Source organism: Mesorhizobium sp. M0119 (assembly GCF_040322615.1).
In the GTDB taxonomy this organism is placed as follows: Bacteria; Pseudomonadota; Alphaproteobacteria; order Rhizobiales; family Rhizobiaceae; genus Mesorhizobium.
This window is the reverse complement of the sequence record NZ_JAMYTU010000026.1, coordinates 54,061-71,959: the sequence shown is the minus strand read 5'-3', so window position 1 is coordinate 71,959 and position 17,899 is coordinate 54,061. Positions and strand designations below refer to the sequence as shown.

The following is a 17,899-nucleotide window of genomic DNA, read 5'->3' as shown; positions in this document are numbered from 1 at the left end:
AGCATGGCGCGGTCGCGCAGACCACGCAGCGTGCCGCGGTCGAGGGTCTCGAGCATGGCGATCAGATCCTCGGGCAGGATCGCTTCCTTCTGCCGCGGAGGGGAGGCGTGGGTGTTGCGAACGCCAGCCATCACCGTGGCGATATGCCGGTCCTTGCGGTCGAGCGGCTGGCCGCGCTGGGCACAATTCCAGGAGAGCGACGAAAGCCGGCGCTCGATGGTTGAAACGGTGTTGGGCTTTTTGTCGCCAGTGGCCGTACCTGACGCGCAGGCGGCGATATAGAGCCCGACGACCTGAGGATCGGGCGGGAACATCTCGATGCCTTGGCGCCGGCACCAGCTCGAAAAATGCTTCCAGTCGGCGGCGTAGGCGCGGCGCGTGTTGGCTGAACTCGCCGCCTCGATATAATCGCGCGCGCGGCCGGCGAGCGCCTCAAGATGCGCAGGCAGGCTGGGATTGGCAATGGCTGGAAGGGGAGGGGACGAGGCTAGGTCGGCATCGCCCATCTGCATGATATCGATGATGTCGGGCATGTCGTCCTCGCCGGAAGCAGCGGATGATCGTTGCGCGTCGCCAGCCATGCTCATGCCGCTTCGATATCCGTTTGGGAGAAGTCTTTGCCGACGAAAAGCAGCGGTTCATCCGCACGCTTTGCCAAAGCATAGGACAGGCAATCGGCAAAATTCAGCGCCGCCGGGTGGTGGCCCTTGCCGTAGGTCAGCCAACCTTGGGTCGCCAGATCAACCAATTCGGAGTCGACAGGAATGATGTCGGCCTCGATTTTGCGCAGCCAAAGATCGATCTCGGCCAATGCGTGTTCGCCGCGCCTGCTGACCAGCACCATGCGTGCCTCGAGCACGCAGGTTGCCGGGACCAGACGGATTGGGTCCAAGACCAGCGCTCGTTCCAGCCTTGCTGCCTCAGGCTCGCTCCGAAGGATCGCTACAACAGCTGAGGTGTCGATCACCATCAGTTAGGGATTCCATGCTCGTCATACCCGATGATCTCCTCGTCGCTGCGACTATCCAGTTCGGGCAATCGTGCCACTCTTTCTCGGATGGCGCGCAATTCTGCCAGCAGACGCTCCTGAGCGGTCTCTCCAAAGCCCAAGCGATGCAAGCGCTCGCTCAGGGCCTGATGAATGGCTGCTGTCTTACTGATACCCTGGCGGCGCGCGAGTTCGTCGGCGAGAGCGACGGTGGCCGGATTTTTGATGTTCAGGGACACGAAAGACTCCAAAATTCTACCTTTCTGGCCAATTCTACCATGGACCCCTAGCCTCGTAAAGGACGAGGCAACATTATCATTCGTTTTATAACGCCGACAGGCTGTGCGTTTTGACGCGAAATTGATGGCGCAAAGCGCACAGCCGCTTTACCCTCGAAACCATGATTCGCCTCGACCTCGCCGCCGCCGTTCCCGTTCTCTCGCCGGCCGTCCCGGCTTGGGCGCTGGTCGACGGCGCTGTCGTCACCGACGCCGACGCCGCCTTTTGTGCCGGCGCCGCCTTGGGTTCGCTCGACGCGCTCGCGCGCACGCAAGCCAGCTGGGCTGGCGCCTGGCGCCAGCGGCTGGCGCTTCGCTGTGCCTCGGGGAGCATGCGGCTCGCGGGCCGCGCCGAGGACGAAGCCGCCTTGCGCGATGCCTGGCAGCTTTGCCCGGCCGGGACCGATCCCGGCCCTGCTGGCTTCATCTTTGGCGCCTGGCGGCAGCTGGCCTTGCAGCCGCCCGCTGCCAGCGCCGATCGGCTCGAAAAGATCGTCGACCAGTTGGGGCTCCATTGGGACGGCGAGGCTCTCGCCGACGTCTGCACGGAGATCGAAAAACTGGCGGGGTCGCCGCGGCCGGCGCCATTCGCTGCGGCGGCAATCGCGGTTCACGTCGTTGCCATGCGGTCCGACAGCGAGCTTTTGGCCTGGTGGCTCGCCGACCTGGTGCTGGCGCAAAGCCTGCGCTGGCCGCGGCCGCTACCGCTGTTGATGGCGCAGATTTTTGGTCCGGCCTTCCGCGCCAAAGTCGGTGGCGGCAAGCGCATCCGACCCGGGGAGAAAGGCTTTGAACGCGCGGTTTGCCTGGCGCTGGTTCAGGGTGCCGTCGAGGCATGCCGGCTCGCCACAGATATTGCCCGGCGGGCGGAGCGGCTTATCGCCGTCGCTCCCAAGCTCAGGGCAAAGGGGGCGGGTGATGTGGTCCAAAGACTGCTCGACAATGACGCCGTCTCGGGATCGCTGACGACCAAAAACCTCTCGCGCTTTGCGGCGCGCCGTTTGTTCGACCGGCTGCACCAGCTCGAGGCCGTGCGCGAGCTTTCCGGCCGCACCACTTTTCGTCTGTTTGGGCTGTAGGGATGAGCGAAGCGTCTACCCGCCGGAAGGGAAACGAACAGCCGGCCTTGCTCGACACCGAGCTCGAGCACCTGCCGCCAGAACTGCGCTGGCGCGAGTGGATGGGCCGCGTCGAAGCGGTGATCTTTGCCGCCAGCGAACCGGTGACACGTAGTGTCCTCGCGCGGATGGTGGGAAGAAACTGCAATATCGAGCTGATCATCGACGACATTCGCGCCGAGCTCGCCGGCCGCCCCTATGAGCTGGTCTCGGTCGCCGGCGGCTGGCAGCACCGGACCAGAAAGGTTTTTGGCGACGCCATTCATGCAGCCTTCGGCACGGCAGCGGGCGAGGGGGCAAAAGAACTGTCGCAGGCGGAGGCGCTTGTCTTGATGTGCATTGCCTACTTCCAGCCGATCACCCGTGGCGAGCTCTCCAGCTTCTTCGGCAAGGAGGTGTCGCGCGACCTGATCGGCGTGCTACGGGGCCAGGAGCTGATCGCCTCGGGGCCGCGAAGCCCGCAGCCAGGGGCGCCCTACACCTATGTCACGACAAAAAACTTCCTGTCGCAGTTCGGGCTCGACACGCTGCGCCAGCTGCCGGATTTCGAGGCGCTCGAGGACGCCGGGCTGCTGTCGAAGGAGAAGCTGCTCGCCGGTAACATCATCCCAGGGTTTGCAGATATCGACGATGATGGCGCCAGCGCCGCGCTCGACGAATAGATGATCCCATCACGGCGGGACAATCCACGCGATCTCGCCGCTCGTCGGATAACAGATTGCGCCACGCACGGCGTCCGGTCTCGCCGCCTGGGGCCCTTCGCGAGACGGAAAGGAGGGGCGGCACGCGTCCGCATGTCGATGAAGGTCACGCAAGATTGCAGTTTTTGGAAAACTGACGGTATTGGAAGCTGGCAAGGCTGGATCACTCGGTGGTTGCGACCATGCGCGACGTCCCAGAAATAGCGGAGTCAAAGGAGAGCTCATCGAAGCTGCGAAGGCTGAAGGGCACGCGCTGCAGGTCCTTGAAATGGGCGTCGCCGACGAGGCATCGGTCAATTCGGCGATCGACTATGTGATCAAGCAGCACAAGCGCCCTCGGTACGTTGAATATGATCTGATAGGGGACGAGATGATGAGCATACTGTACCAGTGTCACCGCAATTGGCGGCCGCAGCGGAACCGAATGGCGCGCCCCGTAGGCAGGGCGCGCTCGACCTGATCGGCGCGTTTGGGCTGCGCGAAATGACGGGCAGGGGACGATATAAGGGCTGAGGGATCGCATAATTGGACTCAATCTCAGCGCATTGATTGTCCAGAGCGCGATTGCGATACTGTCGGGAACCGGCAGCATAATGTGCAAATTATAAGTGGACCATTTGTCGATGAGGCTCGGCATGCTGGTCTGTTAAGGAAATCTGCCTATAAACTGGCCGCGGGCGCTGATTTGCCATGGTCGTGTCGGTGGGGGTACGGGAAGGTAATTGCGATGGCATCGGCACAACAATTGATAGGGCTTGTGAAGAGCCACGCCGAGGGCGACGAGAAGCGCTTCTTCGACCTTGCGATGCAGCTAGCGGTCGCCGAGGAACAGAAAGGGCATGGGCGATTGGCTGAGCAATTGCGGCAATGGGCCGAGGCGGGTCAGCAGCCGGAAAAGCCAACGCGCGTTGTACCCACCCCGATCGTTGCACCGCGCGGCGACCTGGCCGGATTTCTTAGCGCCAGCTATCCGACGACACGGCTCAACGACCTGATTTTGCCGGTCCACATCGCCGATGAGCTGACCCACATCGTTACCGAAACCCGCATGACCGAGAGGCTTGAGGAAAAGGGCCTGCAACCACGCCGTCGGCTGCTCCTCGCCGGTCCACCCGGAACGGGAAAGACCCTGACTGCCGAGGCGCTCGCCGGGGAACTGAAGTTTCCGCTGTTCACGGTCCTCCTTCACGGCCTGATCACGAAGTTTATGGGTGAGACCGCTCAGAAGCTGCGGTTGATTTTCGACGCGATCCGTACCAATCGTGGCGTTTATCTGTTCGACGAAATCGACGCACTGGCCGCATCACGCGGATCTGACAACGACATTGGGGAAGCTCGGCGAATCCTGAACTCGTTCCTGCAATTCCTGGACGAAAACACGGGGCCATCGATCGTCGTGGCAACGACAAACCTGCCGGAAATCCTGGACCGAGCGATCCTGCGCCGCTTCGACCTGGTGCTCCCTTACCAATTGCCAGATGGCGAAGCGATCGGAAAGGCGATGCGCAGGCGGCTGCGCGGGTTCGGCGTCGAAGCTGTAAACTGGAACGATGTAGTGCAACATGCGGACGGACTGTCGACGGCCGATGTGGTGGCTGCAGGGGAGGATGCCGCAAGACGGGCGGTCCTGGGAAATTCGAACGAGATCAGGACGGCTGCCATCGTCGCGTCCCTAGAGCGCCGCCGGTCGCTGCACAGCATAGGGGCGGGAACGCATGCCCAGGGACCGAAGGCACTTCATACTCAACGAAATCTCCGCCGCAAACCCGTTCAGGCCAAAGGGCGGCGGGTCGGCAAAGCATCCAAGTAACGTCGCCAACAGGGCAGCGCACGCCCAGTCGCTTCTCAATGCTCTGGATCATCTGCCCGACGTGAGCGCCGCTTCGCTTCCAGGCGTCTATCTGGAGGTCGAGGGCAGGGCGGGCGAACCGATGGTCACGACAGGCCTCAACGCCAGCGATCTGACGCTTCTCCGCAGCGAGCCGCCGCGGCCCGCAGCAAATCAACCCGGGCGCGCGACCGTCTTCGCAACAGAAGACGGCGTCGCAAAACTACGGCGGAAGGTCGAGGATTTCGCTGCGAAGGACAGGAAATCCGGCCGGCCATACAATGCCGACCTGATTCAAAGCATCGGCGCCATCGTCGAGGCCGGCTTGCGAGCCTTGTGGCGCAGTCCGCCTCAACGATTTCCAGATCAGAATGGAGCTGTGCCGTGGGAGGTCTGGCTCGACAAGACGCAGGCGGAATCGTTCATCGCCGACGCGCCGGAGCTCGGTGTTGCGATCGGCGGCGATCGGCTCGAATTTCCAGAAGACCTGGTGGTCATAGCCACAGCCACACGTGACGCGCTCGCGTTGGCGGTGCGGCGTCTTGCCGGCGTACGCGCTCTGGCCGCGCCCACCGTCACGGCCGACTATTTTGATGCGATGGACCCTGACGAGCAGGCCGAGTGGGTCGACAGTCTGCTGGGCCGGACGACCTATGAGGCAATCGATGACCCGAATTATGTGACCCTGCTCGATCGAGGTGTCAGCCGCTCACATCCGCTGATCGAGCCAGCCCTTGCCGCAGCGGATAGGCACGCCGCAAATCCCGCTTGGGGGATCGAGGATATAATCGGCCATGGCACACAGCTGGGCGGGCTATCCCTGTTCGGCGATCTGACGCCGGCGCTTCAGTCCATGCTGCCAATCCAGCTTCGCCATCGCCTGGAATCGGCAAAGATCATCCCCGATGCAGGTCACAATCCTCATCACCTTCTCGGGGCAATGACGCGGGCCGGCGTTAACGCTGCTGAGACGGCAGGCGTTCGACGCCGGACATTTGCTCTTGCCAGCACGACCGAGGACGACTCCCCGCATGACGGTGCCCCGACATCGTGGTCGAGCGAACTGGACCAGCTTACGGCTGGCGTGTCGGGAAACGTCGCGACGCCTCGTCTGCTTCTCGTGTCGGCGGGAAACAGCGACCAGAACAGATTTGGTAACAACGACTATCTCGCTGCCTCCGATCATCCCGACAATGAGGTCGAGTCGCCGGCGCAGGCATGGAATCCGATCTGCATCGGCGCCTACACGGAAAAGGACGTCCTCCCGGGTGGTGAGCCCGGTACTCCCCTTGCGGTGGTGGGTGACCTTGCGCCATCTTCGAGAACCGCAAGCTGGTCCTCGCACTGGCCGATAAAGCCGGACGTGGTGATGGAAGGCGGCAACTGGGTCGTCAACGGTCCGCCGCCCCCGATGAAGCATTCCGCTCTTTCATTGCTCACAACCGATCATCGATACCCGCTGCGGGCCTTCACGACTGTGGGCGAGACGAGCGCCGCGACTGCACTTGCTGCCAGGGCAATTACCGAATTGTGGTCGGACTATCCAGAGCTCTGGCCGGAGGCGATCCGTGCCCTCTTCGTTTCCTCGGCAAGATGGAATGCCCAGATGCGGTCGCATCTGCCTGTAAATCCCGGGAAAGGCCACTACGGTCCGCTCTTCAAACGCTATGGCTACGGCGTGCCGGACATGGAGCGCGCCCGGCGCAGCGCCTCCAACGCCCTGACGTTGATCGTCCAAGACTGGATCACGCCCTATCGTGAGAGCGATTCAGGCGGCGCGGATCACGTGCACAACGAGATGCGGTTGTTCGAGCTGCCGTGGCCGGTCGAGGCCTTGCGCGCGTTGATCGCTCATCCCGTTACCTTGAGAGTCGCCCTCAGCACCTTCATCGCGCCGAACCCATCCGAGCCGGCCCGAGGCTCCAAGTTTCGCTACGCATCTCACAATCTGCGTTTCAAGCTGAACCGGCCCAATGAGGACAGGGCCGCGTTCATTGCTCGTATCAGCAAGGTCGAAGAGGAACCCGAGGGGCCGGCCATCGACGAAAATGATGGCTGGACGTTCGGTCGCAATCGCCGCGACGTCGGCTCCCTGCAGATCGACGAGCTGACCTGTCCGGCTTCCGATCTCGCCCGTCGCAACTTGCTAGCCGTTCACCCAGTGGCGGGATGGTGGAAGACGCGAGCTATCCCGGATCCCAATGAGAGGTCGGTTCGATTCGCTTTGATCGTCGAAATCGATGCGAGCGAGAGCAACGCCGAACTTTATGCCGAGGTACAGGCTGCGATAGAAGCTTCCAACGTCGCCCAGGCCGCTGTGTAGTCGGACGCCTGTTCCGCGATGGACGCCGGTGTCTCCAAAAGGTGAAGATTGCCCGCGGACGTCGGATTGTCACCATTGCCGCCAGCGCGGTGATGGCCAACCGTCCCTCAGAGCTTTGGCAAACGGGTGGCTTGCATTGTGTAATGAGGTGCATTACACCATGCCAATGGATAGAGCGATCAGACAGTGGGCCGACCAGCTAGCCCCCCACATCTACCCCGGCCTTCCGAAGTCGGGACCGCTTTCAGTGGAGCATCGCGTTCGTTCAGGCCTCCAACCGGACGAGCCGGCCACGTCTGCGCTCATCCTGGACGCTTCTGCTCGCCGTGCCCAGATCGACTGGATTGGCACCGATATCGTCTCGTCACTCCGGGGCAATCTAACGTCCTGGCTTGATCGGGACGCCCCAGCACCGTCGCAGCGACAGTTCTGGAAGCTCTTCGACATCATTCGACAAACGGACGACCTCAGGTCGGCCGGACCGTCGTTCTGTTTCACACAATTCGTCCAGTCGTCCATCGATAGCGCCAAGCCCGAGGACTCGTTCCCGAGCGCCGCGGAAATCCTGACACGCATCGCTGCGATCGACATCGACAGGCTGTTTGTAATCGATGGACAACACCAGTCGCGCACATCCATCGGGCTGGTGGAAGAAGCGCTTTCCCAACGTGCCATTCGCGAGATCTTTCAAACGCTGCTCACGAGAATCGATGAGTTCCCTGAGTATCCGAGCACTTCCCTGCTCACCGACATACGCTGTTCCCTGACACAGGAAATTGCGAGCCGGATCCGGATCAAATGGAAGTACAGACCGGCCGGTGTGCTCCTCTTGGCATCGCCTCAAACTCGCGAATGGGTGCTGACCTTTCAGCTGCGTACCGGCACACCTCCTCCAGCCTCCATCGATCGACGCCCGGGCGCCGATCGGGTGCCCGCGGCTTTTGTCACGGCCCCCCGGAGGTTGGAACATGGAACGCTTCGCAGACGAAGTTACGGAAGAAATCTACTGGACGCGGTTCGCACCGCATCTCGATCAGCATCTTTCAGTGAAGGCGCACAAGATTCTGCGGCCGCTCGTGGCCGCACGCGGCTTGCAGGACGTTGGAATCTTCGGACCTATCCTGCGCTTCAAGAATGCGCCCGGGCGGCTGGGTGTCGAGGTCGAAGGCAAATGGCATCTTACTTTTGTTTGGGTCGAGGGGGAGGGGCCATTCGAAATCAAATTCGAGAGGCACTGACCGAATGGAGGGTCGGTGCATGACGATCCAACAGAGTCGCTACGTGCCAGCGCCTCCGGTAGCACCGGGCGAGGTTCTTCGTGACCAACTTCTTGGTCCGCTTGGCATTACCCAAGACAAACTGGCGTCGGCACTCCAGGTCTCGCGGTTTTCAGTGAACCAGATCATCAACGGACGCAGGGCGATAACGGCTGAGATGGCGTTGCGTCTGGCCCAGGTAACCAGCACCACCGCGCAGTTCTGGCTGAATCTGCAACGTGATGTGGATGTCTATCAAGCGCATTCGAAGCTCCGAAAGGTGCTTCCGACCCTGAATGTTTTGCGCAAACCGCAGTCCGAAAGTGAACTCATTGTCGACTTTCAAGGCGAGTAGCCACCCCTCGGGGGATCCGCCTGCGGATCTGATTTGTACAGGCCGTTTCGGTGTCTTGACTATGAGAGGTGACCGGGCGCGGGAATCTTCTGTGACCGCTGGCCCGGCGTGCTGTCGGAAGAAGAGCGGCTACAGTGGTTCCGGCGCGCTTGATGCAACTCGCCGCCGAAACTCCGGTAGCGTTGCCTTGGCCAGGGCATAGATGGCCTCCATACCGATAAGTGGGTTCATTCCCGGGTTGGCCCGGTCTGCTAGGGCCTCGCGCACCAGCATGTTTGCGGGCGTTTTCCAGATTTCGACGGGATCGAGGATAGCGTTATGCAACAGACCAACATGACGACGTCACAAAGACCTTCGGGTTTGATAGGCCCGATCCCCCTGACTGCGCCCAGCCGTGAATCGGCGTGCAATTTGTGACCCCTAGATGGGAGGATAGACGTCCAGTTTTGACGCCCCTCATGAAGTCGATCTGCGACCAAGCCTCTCACTGCTCAACACATGCTTCGTCATCACGGCGATGAAGAGGAGCACGTCGACCAAAGCTAGCCGGGAAGACGCTTTGAGGCAGGCGACGGTCAGTCGTGACACTTTACTAGAATAGGAGAGTTAATTGTCGCCGATGACGATGAACGTTGTGCCGCCGCCGCCCATCGAACGCCGCAGCGTAGTCAGCTGAATGCCGGCGTTCGCCAGCATGATGAAAATTCTACCGTGGAGATGCGTATCAACTTAGTTCCAGCTTCGCTAAGAATTCGTCCCACTCACGCTTAGACATTGAGGTGTCAAGTTGCTCGACGTGTTCGCCCGCAAGCATACGGCGCAGTGCCTTAAGGGCCTCCCCAGAAAATGTCGCCGCTTCCAGTCGATGCTCGCGAAACGCTTCGTAGGTCAATGGGACCCATTTTTTCAGGATGTCCAAAATTACCTCCGCATACACCCTGATCTCATACTGTGCGTGGGGATCGGCGCGAAGCCGAAGAAAATTCATGAGGTTATGCAGGTCTGTCTTCCAGTACCACTGGGTATAGAAGTTGAGCGACAGGTTCATGCGAGCAAGCTCTCGTGCTAGCCCTCGTTGGTCATCGCGAAGCTGCTGGCCGCCTTCGTCATGGTTTAGCAGATCGAGATAGTGATCGTAGTTGCGTTGCGCATCGTCTGTGAGAATTCGCAGTACTCGCTCCGCCTCAGCAGCTCCCACGACCTCTCCGCGACCTTGGCGATTTTGCACCGATTGTGCTGACAGATGTTCCGCGGCGGGAATGTAGAATTCGCGATCGAGAGTTGAATAGCGGGCCGAATATTCGTTAACGTTCGCCATCCGATGCCGGATCCACTGGCGTGCGACGAAGATCGGCAACTTTACGTGGAACTTGATTTCCGCCATTTCGAACGGCGTGGTGTGCCAGTGGCGGAGCAGATAGTGGATTAAACCCCGATCTTCAGAGATTTTTTTTGTGCCCCGGCCATAGGATACACGGGCTGCTTGCACGACGGCACCGTCGTCGCCCATATAGTCGATGACACGTACAAACCCGTGGTCGAGAACCGGAACGGCTTGATAGAGAACTTCCTCAAGCCCCTCGGATACAACGCGGCGTGTCACCCTCGAGGCAGCGCGCGCCTCCTTAATCTCGAGGGACTGTTCTTCCGTCAAATTGGTCATCGTGTCTCCAAGTTTGGGCTAGTCTGCGCTCGAGTCTTACACTTCGGGTCATAAGAAAAATCGAGACGCTCGCCGCTTTCATTGGCTCCAGAACGAGGCGGGATCGAAGCGGTCGTTGATGCGATAGAAATAGATTTTCCCAGAAGCCTTCACCTCATTCACGACATAAGTGGTTGGAGTCCGGCAGACGACCTGAATCTGGTCATCGGCGAGCGCCGCAATCGCGAATGCGACAGCATGGGTCTTGGGACCGATCGCAAAACAAGTGGTGCTGGCTGAACGGTTTTGAAGGACGCTGAGGGCGACAGCGGCAATTTCGTGGAGCTCAAATTGCTCCTGCCTGACGCCAGGAAAAGCCGCCAGTTGCTGAAGCGCCGGCCGCTCCCGGTCGATCACCGACGAAGGCAATCTGCGATGCCCTTCGGTAATGTGATAAAGGACCAAGCCGTTGGGCTCAAAACGGTCGACGATGGGACTCGCCTGCGTGAGCTCGGCACCAACGGAAATATAGAGATTTCTCCGATCCGGTACGTAGTCTTCTGACTCCAGATAGGGAATTTGCGACGTCGTCCATTCGCCTTCTGATATCAGCCCCAGCGGTTTGCCAGCGACATCGATCTGTGCGGCCCGCATTTCGTACTTCTCAGCCTCCGCATAGACAAGGTCGATAGAGGTGAACAGTTCGCGACGGAACCCCAATCCGAGCAAAAAAAGCAAATAGCGTTTTGGAATGCACGTCATGTCCATCAACACCCGGAGAGCGTGGCCCTTCTTGCGCGCGACCCCGAAAATCTCCTGCTCTAGCTTCTCAGCGTTATCTGTAAATTGCGCAGACCGTTCCAGATCTAGAATCCGGCAGTCGGCAATCGCGCCCTCAATCGCCGCGCGATTGCCGCTCTTGCGGCTCTCCATTTCGGTATCAGACGAAGCGAAATGGATAATTAAACTCTCGTCGCTGCGCCCCGAGAGAAGCGGGCTACAGGCGTGGCAGCGGCTCTCCCAGCTGACAGCCGCGATAACGAGATCGTATTGCTCGCGAAGGATGCTGTGATCTTGGAGGATCGTCTGCGATATGCTGAGCGTCCCGATCGCTATCTCGTCAATCATCGAAACTCGGAACCTCGTGAGCCAGGGGGAGCGTCAGCTGTGAGCTCGAATTCGGTCGCCTCGCGAACTGCTTTGCCCAATCATCCGCGTCGACCTCAGGTGAGCCGATGCAGATCTGGTAGAGGATGTCCTCGGTCAGTTTCACAGGTTCGTAGGCACCCCGGTATGAGAACATAAAGCGAGGCGCGAAGCGTCGATGCAGCCGGAAACCAGAGATCTTCGGAGCCTCATCGTCCTCTCCCGACTTCGCCCCCCGCTTTGATGTCGTAGCGCGTAAATACCCTGACAATTCGGCGCGATGGATGATCTGGTTAATAAGCTCAATCTGGGTGGCGTTTGCCGGGTAGCTACGAGCTGGGCCAATGAAGAAAAGGCCGCGCTCGGTCGTTGCCAGCGACGAAGGATCTTCGAAATTCGCTTGGAGATGGTGCGTTAGGCGCCCGAGAACCGTGATGAATCGCATCACTGCTTCGGCATTGGAGTCGGTAAGAATTCCGATGCCGTCATAGAAGGCCTCGCTAGAGGCGTAAATGCCATCGGTCTGAGTCTTGGCTGCAATCTTCGTCCTCGAGCGAGCAAACTTCTCCAGGACTTCTTCGGCCGAAAGCGAGCCCCGGTCCTTCGAAAAGCGGTCGAAAATCTCGGCCATGATTTCCAAGAAGTCGCGGATCGAGCCGTCGGCCAGCGACGTGACCACACTCACCCCAGACATCGGCAATCTGCGGAAGCCGAGCCGGTTTGCAATATGGAGCATTGCACCGACGCTCTTACGCCGCATCCAGGCCTGCTGGCTTTTGGCTTTCATCGCCGTTGCGTTCTTTGCGATCCTACTGAAATCCTCAGGACGCGAGATCGGCGAGAAATTCTCCTTTTGACCAGTCCAGTGCAAAAGCACATAGGTCTGATAGTAGGGGAGAGCTCCGGCTGGAGTACGATCAAGCCCATATTGACCGAGATCCAGGCCATGAAGGAACTCGGCAGCTTCGCGAAGCTGCCGAGCAAGCGGGCTAGTCGAGCGCGATATCATCGTGTCGATGATGTCGTTCACCACAACCGTCCCGAGCCGGCCTTTGAGCGAGAAATAGCGCTCGACCTCAGGGCCGGTCACCTCTGGACGTCGATCTTGCTCCAGAGAGAAATATACCCGCAGGCTGGCGACTGCCTCGCAGAGTGCCTGGAATTCTGGCCGGTCTCTGTCGTCGAGCGATACGACACGGCGATCGGCGTCGGTCAAAGGCTGTTCATCGATGAAGGTCTCGCCTGCCTCGACGGCCTCGCCGACAGAGCAAATGACCCAAGAGATCGGAAACCTGCTTTTGCGCACAAGCGTATTGACCGATTTTCTCTGGAGCGGGCTCATCACCTCGCAATCGTCCAGACAAAACTTGAAGCCAAGCCTCTGGCCGCTTGCAAGCTTGCTGTGGGCCATTGATTGCGAGAGACGCTCGATCACGAAGGAAAGGAATTCATTCGGCTCACAGGCCGGAAGCTTGTCGACCAAACTCTTTACATAACCGCGGCCACAGGCTTCGTTCATTCGCCTGACCATACTGCGAAGCGCTCGCGAAAGATCGACAAACGTCTTTGGGGGCTGTTCTGTGAAGGACGAGATTTCTGGAAACTCCGCCGTCGTGTCTGCGACAATTGAAAGCTCGCTGCCAGCCGACAGCGTCAAGACGTCCTCGACGCGTAAGGTATGGGCTGCACAAAGTGCCTTCTCGACGGCAATTAATTCGAGTGCGAGGGAATAGAAGCGGAAGAACTCGTAATCAGGACGCGGCGAGTCCGGAAAGATCTCGGACCAGCGCATATAGCCCATCGAGCCCGAAACATGATCCGGCAGGCGTATGTAGACGCCAATGTGGTTGAAGTCCGAAATGGTCTTCTGGATTCGCAGTGAAGGATTGGAGAACAGATCCTCCCAGCAAATGCTCCGAAGAAGCGTAGTCTTGCCGCTTCCCCGGCTTCCATAAACGAACACCGATTTGTCGGCAGCCAAATGTGCCGCGGTCGGCGTAAACCATATTAGTGGAGAGCCGGAGCTCTCGTGCTCCCACCGCGTCGGTCGGAAAGGGTTCACGACGGCTGCCACCTACTTCTCCGCTCTTAAAATCCAATGCGTCGGCGAAAGATCGTAGTTGTCGATCGTAATACTACTTTCAGCCTGCAACTCCTCGACAATGATCGTCAGTCGGCGTTCATCCAATCCGTTCGCCTCGTTCAGAAAGTGTTTTGTCAGCTCTGGCCAATATATCTGCCCCACTTCCAGCACCTTTCCATAGATAATACCGGTGTTGCGATCGGAGCTGCGTCTACGCCCAAGGGCGATCGATATGGCGGTTTCCCGTTTCAAGATCCCTGATTTGTCGACCCTGTAGGGAGTGATGTGACAGGCAAGCGGAGCCGTGTTCTCGCCGAAAAGAATATCGACCAAATTAAAGCCCTTCGGAATGTCAGGGGCACTGATCGAGACAACGGGGAAGCCGCCGGGAAGTTGCAAAACCTCGACAGGGTCCTCATGGATATGGCCGTGCAAATATATCGCCGGCCGCCCGAGTTCTCCGAGAGCGCCACGCAGCGCCCCGCCGTTGACGAGTTCGGTATAGGGCGCAAGACGCGGCCGCCTTTGCGGAAGCAAATTGTGGTGTGCGACGAGCACCGGAATCGCGCCCCCGGATAGGGCTTCCATTTTCGTTACAACACTCTCGATCGTTTCCTCGGAGATCGCAGGAGTGTCCAACTGGCGATCGTAGTAAGCCCGCATGGCGGCGTCCGAATCCGGCCCGCTCATGGCTGTTTTGATTGCCTCGGCAATCTGGAAGCGAAACTCGGGCGGAATGTAGCTTTCTTCGCCGCAGCCCCAGCAACTGTTGAGAAGAAAAAGCTCTATGCGAGCATTCTCTTTTTCGAGCGATCGATGCATAGCCTTGTTGATCGGCAAGGCGGGCAGCCCCGCCGCGATTAGGGCCTCCACCAGTGGAGTGAATTTGGTGCTAATGCCTGGTTTAAGGGCAAGAGTGCGGTTGATGTCGTGGTTTCCGGGAACAATCCCGACCGGGATATCGCGAAAAAGGCCCTTTGACCCGATCTGCAGCGCACTGGCGATGTAGTTTGCGCAGGCCGCGTAGCCGTCAAGCTTGCCATAGTCGGTCAGGTCGCCCATGAAAAGGACGGCATCGATACCTTGTTCCTTGATGATCTCAAAAATGCGCCGGAACACGGTCTTTATCGGGCTGCGCGATATGATGTTCTTCAGGTTCAGCGGAAACGTTGTGTCCTTGTCGTCCACGAAGGCCTTATTGCCAGCGTTGGAAACTAGGTGGATGTCGCCGATCTGCAGAAGCCTAATTTTTGGTAGCACTGCATGTCCCCCGAAGACTGCAGTATCGTTCTTGTCGGTGCGTTGCAACCGCAAGGCGGAACTCTGTGAACGGATCAACGAGAACTCATGGAAACTTGCAGCCTGTCACGTTCTGGAAAGACTACCGAGAGGTTCGGTGGACACCGCTCCCGGACCAAAAAACCCGCTTTTCACAAGATCCCGTTGCCGTCCATCGGCCCAGCTCATTTCTGACGGGTTGGACCTCGAGCTCCTAGGCTATCGCCCGACTTCCGCCCGGCCTACGAACTCTACATAGCGCGAGCCCGCGACTGCGGCTTTGTGCACGTTTTTGTCACGACCCTCGCATAGGCAGCCAGTACGATGCGGAATCGGCGTGCCGATCAACAGCGGCTGGCCCTTGAGGCCAAGCATTACTCGTTCGGCCGAGAACGGGTAACCGGGAGCGTTTAGCTTGAGAACCTCTGCTGCGGTCATTAGACCCGCGGCGAAGGAGAGGAAGGGCAGAGCCGCGTCGGTGCGCTTTTCCTCGACCGTCGTCTGGGACGCGATGGACCCGTCTGTGGCGCACGTAGTTGGAGCGTACTTCTCGTCGGGCGGGAACACGCAGAGCGAACACGCTTTCGCTCCGGGTACATGCCGCATCAAGGTCGCCTGCCAATTCCGACCCGTGGTGGCGTAGAACTGGATCGGCGGGAACCCCATCTCGATATGGTAGCGCACGTTGAACTCGTTGGCGGCCGAGATCAGAATGTCCGTCGAACCGGCCTCACGGAGACTCCAGAGCGCGGACTCATGCAAGGCGACCGCGTCGACCGCTACGTCCTCGACACCGGCTCGGCGCAGAAAGGCGTCGACGGCGTCGACTTTGGCCATGTCGACCTTAGAATGGGCATCTGTGAAGATGGGTGAGCGGGTGATGTTATGGATTCCGACCCCGTCGTGATCGATGAGGCTTGCGCGGAAGTCCCTCGTCGCAAGCGCCAGAAAGTAGTTGGCGGCGGACCCCACCGAGCCGAGCCCTGCAGTCATGACGTGGCCTAGCGAGATCTCGACTGGGGAGAATTCCACCGGCTTGGGGACATCGGTCCAATCCCAAGCGTTGCAGGCGAAGGACTCGGTCATGGCGCCGAAGCGGGTGCGGAACAGATGCGCGGCACCCAATACCACGGCCAGCGCCGCGCCTATTCCGACATCCGATTCGATCGGGGATAGCGGCGACGGCCCCCGACCAATGTAGGCGCTCCACCCAGAGCCGTGGATGACAGTGTTGTGGCCGTCGGGTCCGAGATGGAAGCGAAAATCGCCTGCGGTCATTTGGCGTGTGCCGTAGCTGCCGAACGGGTCGGCGGCTCTCATTCCATCAAGGGCATGCTCGACAAGCGAACGGCCGGCCCATGGAAGGCGCGGGTGGATAGGTATGTCCGGGAAGCCTACCTGCACCGAGGGTGACAGCCGTCCCAACAGGTTGCAGGCGACGATTGCTGCCACTTGCCCATCGTAACTGGCAAGGTAATCGGGCGACGCGGTGATCGTGACGACCTGAGTTTGGTCGAGTGGCGACGCGCCATAGCGAAGCATTCGATCGTTCAATCGGTCGTAAAACTGTTGCTGGTCCATGGCCCGCCTGCCGGAATGATAATGATGTCGTCGTCCGAAAGCTCGATCCAGCCGTGCGGCTTCTGCCACAGATAAGCGGCGGCGCCAGCCAGTGAGGGTAGAAACCGTCCATAATCAGGCAGCACGAGTGAGCCATATCCCGGGTAACGGATCTTGGCCCCCTCGACGTCGCCATCGCTATGATAGGCTTGGCCCGGATGGGTGTGGACCTGGGCTACCACCTGCAACTCGAACCGCGCCGCCGCCTGCATGCAGGACACCATGGCGCGAGGCGGAACATGAAAACTGCCCGCCGTCGTCCGCGCCTCGGGCGCGAAGACCGCTACGGCAAGAGTGACGGCACCGTCGGTCCGGCCGAGCAGATAGGCGATCCCCTCATGCCGCTGCTGTTGAGACCGGACCAGCGCGGCCATCAAGTCTTGGAGCGCATCCGTGGTCACCAGCAACCTGGCCGGCTGTGGCGAAATTGCAATGCTCTTTGGCTTTCGGCCGAGAACACGCTTGAGCCAACCGGGGATCATGCTGCCAGCCTGCCTTCGTAGCTCTTCATCAGTTCGCAGGCGATACGCAGGGCCATGGCACCCAAGGTGCGGCACGCCCTCGTGTATGCGTTGTTCTGCCAGGCGCCGATCTGCCAATCCGAATGCGGTCCGCGGGAATCGACAGTTTTATAGGCGAGGCGATTCCATGGCGCGCAGATCACGCCGTTACCGTGCAGGAAATTGCCGCCCCGCGGCGTATCCGGCCGATTGTCGATCCTGCCGGTCGCCGGGTTGAACCAGTGCCAGGCAGGAGGTGTGGCAGGATAGCCGTCACACCTCACGCGCAGGTGGTAGGTCAAGCCGTCCTTAGCAGGGAGCCCGAGGACGAAGGTCAAGTCATCGATCTGCTCGATCGACCAGCCCATAAGGCTGGCATTCTCCTTAAGTGCGTCGAGTTCAACCTTCACCAGCAGGGCAGCGGGGGTGCTCATGATGATCAGACCCCGGAACCAGTGGCGACCAGCGTCAACTTGTACTTGCCCTTCTTGAGCCCGAAGCTCACCAGCGGACGGTTGACAGGCTCGAGGTGGAGGTCCCCGTAGTAGAGCTCGAAGGCGTCGCCTTCGGCGAGGTCGCGGTCGTTCACCACTTCCTTGATCACTTTCTCCACTTTTTCGTTCTTGTCGAACGTGCCGCGGAATACGCCGTTCGGCGTCGCGATCTCGAGCACGACATCGTCGTCGTTATGACCTTTCCCCGAATTCTCGCCGAGGCTTTTGTTGTCCTGAGACATTCGCCAACTCCATGTTGTCGCCCCGAATCTGCGCAGGGGAGGGCGGA

General features: G+C 59.8%; 18 protein-coding genes. 6 read left to right on the top strand and 12 right to left on the bottom strand.

What is annotated here, in order from left to right:
- The 3 genes from NKJ40_RS22180 to NKJ40_RS22170 form a co-directional block, all read right to left on the bottom strand.
- On the bottom strand, positions 1-587 hold a 587-nt coding region (locus tag NKJ40_RS22180), incomplete at its 3' end, for a site-specific integrase (RefSeq protein ID WP_502903740.1).
- The gene (locus NKJ40_RS22175; protein ID WP_352467886.1) at positions 584-970 is read right to left on the bottom strand and encodes a type II toxin-antitoxin system VapC family toxin; all 387 of its coding nucleotides are present in this window, start codon (positions 968-970) and stop codon (positions 584-586) included. The genes NKJ40_RS22180 and NKJ40_RS22175, both read right to left, overlap by 4 nt.
- The gene (locus NKJ40_RS22170; protein ID WP_031195575.1) at positions 970-1,227 is read right to left on the bottom strand and encodes a type II toxin-antitoxin system VapB family antitoxin; all 258 of its coding nucleotides are present in this window, start codon (positions 1,225-1,227) and stop codon (positions 970-972) included. The genes NKJ40_RS22175 and NKJ40_RS22170 overlap by 1 nt, the downstream gene beginning before the upstream one ends.
- Positions 1,228-1,388: 161 nt before the next feature.
- On the opposite strand from NKJ40_RS22170, the gene NKJ40_RS22165 reads away from it, so the two are divergent.
- On the top strand, positions 1,389-2,345 hold the full coding sequence (locus NKJ40_RS22165) for a DUF1403 family protein (protein ID WP_352467885.1): 957 nt from the start codon (positions 1,389-1,391) through the stop codon (positions 2,343-2,345).
- A 2-nt stretch (positions 2,346-2,347) separates the two neighbouring features.
- Entirely contained in the window at positions 2,348-3,046 is a 699-nt protein-coding gene (scpB, locus tag NKJ40_RS22160; RefSeq protein WP_352467884.1) for an SMC-Scp complex subunit ScpB, read from the top strand.
- A 202-nt stretch (positions 3,047-3,248) separates the two neighbouring features.
- Here scpB and NKJ40_RS31955 read toward each other — a convergent pair whose 3' ends face one another.
- Positions 3,249-3,722, bottom strand: coding sequence for a hypothetical protein (locus tag NKJ40_RS31955; protein WP_502903739.1), 474 nt, complete (start codon positions 3,720-3,722; stop codon positions 3,249-3,251).
- 90 nt (positions 3,723-3,812) lie between these two features.
- On the opposite strand from NKJ40_RS31955, the gene NKJ40_RS22150 reads away from it, so the two are divergent.
- The 4 genes from NKJ40_RS22150 (at position 3,813) to NKJ40_RS22135 (ending at position 8,847) form a co-directional block, all read left to right on the top strand.
- Positions 3,813-4,895 carry an AAA family ATPase gene (locus NKJ40_RS22150; RefSeq protein ID WP_352467882.1) on the top strand — a complete coding sequence of 361 codons (1,083 nt, stop codon included), beginning with the start codon at positions 3,813-3,815 and terminating at the stop codon, positions 4,893-4,895.
- 550 nt (positions 4,896-5,445) lie between these two features.
- Positions 5,446-7,236 (top strand): S8 family peptidase, encoded by a 1,791-nt coding sequence (locus NKJ40_RS22145; RefSeq protein WP_352467881.1) that lies wholly within the window; start codon positions 5,446-5,448, stop codon positions 7,234-7,236.
- A 968-nt stretch (positions 7,237-8,204) separates the two neighbouring features.
- Complete coding sequence (locus NKJ40_RS22140; RefSeq protein ID WP_192250264.1) at positions 8,205-8,474, top strand: hypothetical protein; 270 nt, start codon at positions 8,205-8,207, stop codon at positions 8,472-8,474.
- 19 nt (positions 8,475-8,493) lie between these two features.
- Positions 8,494-8,847, top strand: coding sequence for a HigA family addiction module antitoxin (locus NKJ40_RS22135; RefSeq protein WP_192250267.1), 354 nt, complete (start codon positions 8,494-8,496; stop codon positions 8,845-8,847).
- Positions 8,848-9,571: 724 nt separating this feature from the next.
- On the opposite strand, the gene thyX is transcribed toward NKJ40_RS22135, so the two are convergent.
- The 8 genes from thyX to NKJ40_RS22095 all read right to left on the bottom strand — a co-directional run bounded on the left by thyX (position 9,572) and on the right by NKJ40_RS22095 (position 17,852).
- Positions 9,572-10,510, bottom strand: coding sequence for an FAD-dependent thymidylate synthase (gene thyX / locus NKJ40_RS22130; protein WP_192250270.1), 939 nt, complete (start codon positions 10,508-10,510; stop codon positions 9,572-9,574).
- 78 nt (positions 10,511-10,588) lie between these two features.
- The gene (locus NKJ40_RS22125; protein ID WP_352467880.1) at positions 10,589-11,617 is read right to left on the bottom strand and encodes a hypothetical protein; all 1,029 of its coding nucleotides are present in this window, start codon (positions 11,615-11,617) and stop codon (positions 10,589-10,591) included.
- Positions 11,610-13,709, bottom strand: coding sequence for an ORC-CDC6 family AAA ATPase (locus tag NKJ40_RS22120; protein WP_352467879.1), 2,100 nt, complete (start codon positions 13,707-13,709; stop codon positions 11,610-11,612). The genes NKJ40_RS22125 and NKJ40_RS22120 overlap by 8 nt, the downstream gene beginning before the upstream one ends.
- A complete protein-coding gene (locus NKJ40_RS22115) occupies positions 13,710-15,056 on the bottom strand; it encodes a metallophosphoesterase family protein (protein WP_192250280.1) in 1,347 nt (448 codons plus the stop codon). It abuts the gene before it with no gap.
- Between the two features lie 159 nt (positions 15,057-15,215).
- Positions 15,216-16,577, bottom strand: a complete 1,362-nt coding sequence (locus NKJ40_RS22110; protein ID WP_352467878.1) for a ThiF family adenylyltransferase — start codon at positions 16,575-16,577, stop codon at positions 15,216-15,218.
- On the bottom strand, positions 16,547-16,990 hold the full coding sequence (locus tag NKJ40_RS22105; protein ID WP_352467877.1) for a Mov34/MPN/PAD-1 family protein: 444 nt from the start codon (positions 16,988-16,990) through the stop codon (positions 16,547-16,549). The genes NKJ40_RS22110 and NKJ40_RS22105 overlap by 31 nt, the downstream gene beginning before the upstream one ends.
- 104 nt (positions 16,991-17,094) lie before the next feature.
- On the bottom strand, positions 17,095-17,550 hold the full coding sequence (locus NKJ40_RS22100; RefSeq protein ID WP_192250289.1) for a hypothetical protein: 456 nt from the start codon (positions 17,548-17,550) through the stop codon (positions 17,095-17,097).
- Positions 17,551-17,555: 5 nt separating this feature from the next.
- Positions 17,556-17,852, bottom strand: coding sequence for a hypothetical protein (locus tag NKJ40_RS22095; protein WP_352467876.1), 297 nt, complete (start codon positions 17,850-17,852; stop codon positions 17,556-17,558).
- Between the last annotated feature and the right edge of the window lie 47 nt (positions 17,853-17,899).

Bases quoted from the DNA above. Each gene is read 5' to 3' on its own strand.
- NKJ40_RS22175 (WP_352467886.1), bottom strand. From the start codon at position 970: ATGGTGATCGACACCTCAGCTGTTGTAGCGATCCTTCGGAGCGAGCCT.
- NKJ40_RS22165 (WP_352467885.1), top strand. From the start codon at position 1,389: ATGATTCGCCTCGACCTCGCCGCCGCCGTTCCCGTTCTCTCGCCGGCC.
- scpB (WP_352467884.1), top strand. From the start codon at position 2,348: ATGAGCGAAGCGTCTACCCGCCGGAAGGGAAACGAACAGCCGGCCTTG.
- NKJ40_RS31955 (WP_502903739.1), bottom strand. From the start codon at position 3,722: ATGCCGAGCCTCATCGACAAATGGTCCACTTATAATTTGCACATTATG.
- NKJ40_RS22150 (WP_352467882.1), top strand. From the start codon at position 3,813: ATGGCATCGGCACAACAATTGATAGGGCTTGTGAAGAGCCACGCCGAG.
- NKJ40_RS22140 (WP_192250264.1), top strand. From the start codon at position 8,205: ATGGAACGCTTCGCAGACGAAGTTACGGAAGAAATCTACTGGACGCGG.
- NKJ40_RS22135 (WP_192250267.1), top strand. From the start codon at position 8,494: ATGACGATCCAACAGAGTCGCTACGTGCCAGCGCCTCCGGTAGCACCG.
- thyX (WP_192250270.1), bottom strand. From the start codon at position 10,510: ATGACCAATTTGACGGAAGAACAGTCCCTCGAGATTAAGGAGGCGCGC.
- NKJ40_RS22125 (WP_352467880.1), bottom strand. From the start codon at position 11,617: ATGATTGACGAGATAGCGATCGGGACGCTCAGCATATCGCAGACGATC.
- NKJ40_RS22110 (WP_352467878.1), bottom strand. From the start codon at position 16,577: ATGGACCAGCAACAGTTTTACGACCGATTGAACGATCGAATGCTTCGC.
- NKJ40_RS22105 (WP_352467877.1), bottom strand. From the start codon at position 16,990: ATGGCCGCGCTGGTCCGGTCTCAACAGCAGCGGCATGAGGGGATCGCC.
- NKJ40_RS22100 (WP_192250289.1), bottom strand. From the start codon at position 17,550: ATGAGCACCCCCGCTGCCCTGCTGGTGAAGGTTGAACTCGACGCACTT.
- NKJ40_RS22095 (WP_352467876.1), bottom strand. From the start codon at position 17,852: ATGTCTCAGGACAACAAAAGCCTCGGCGAGAATTCGGGGAAAGGTCAT.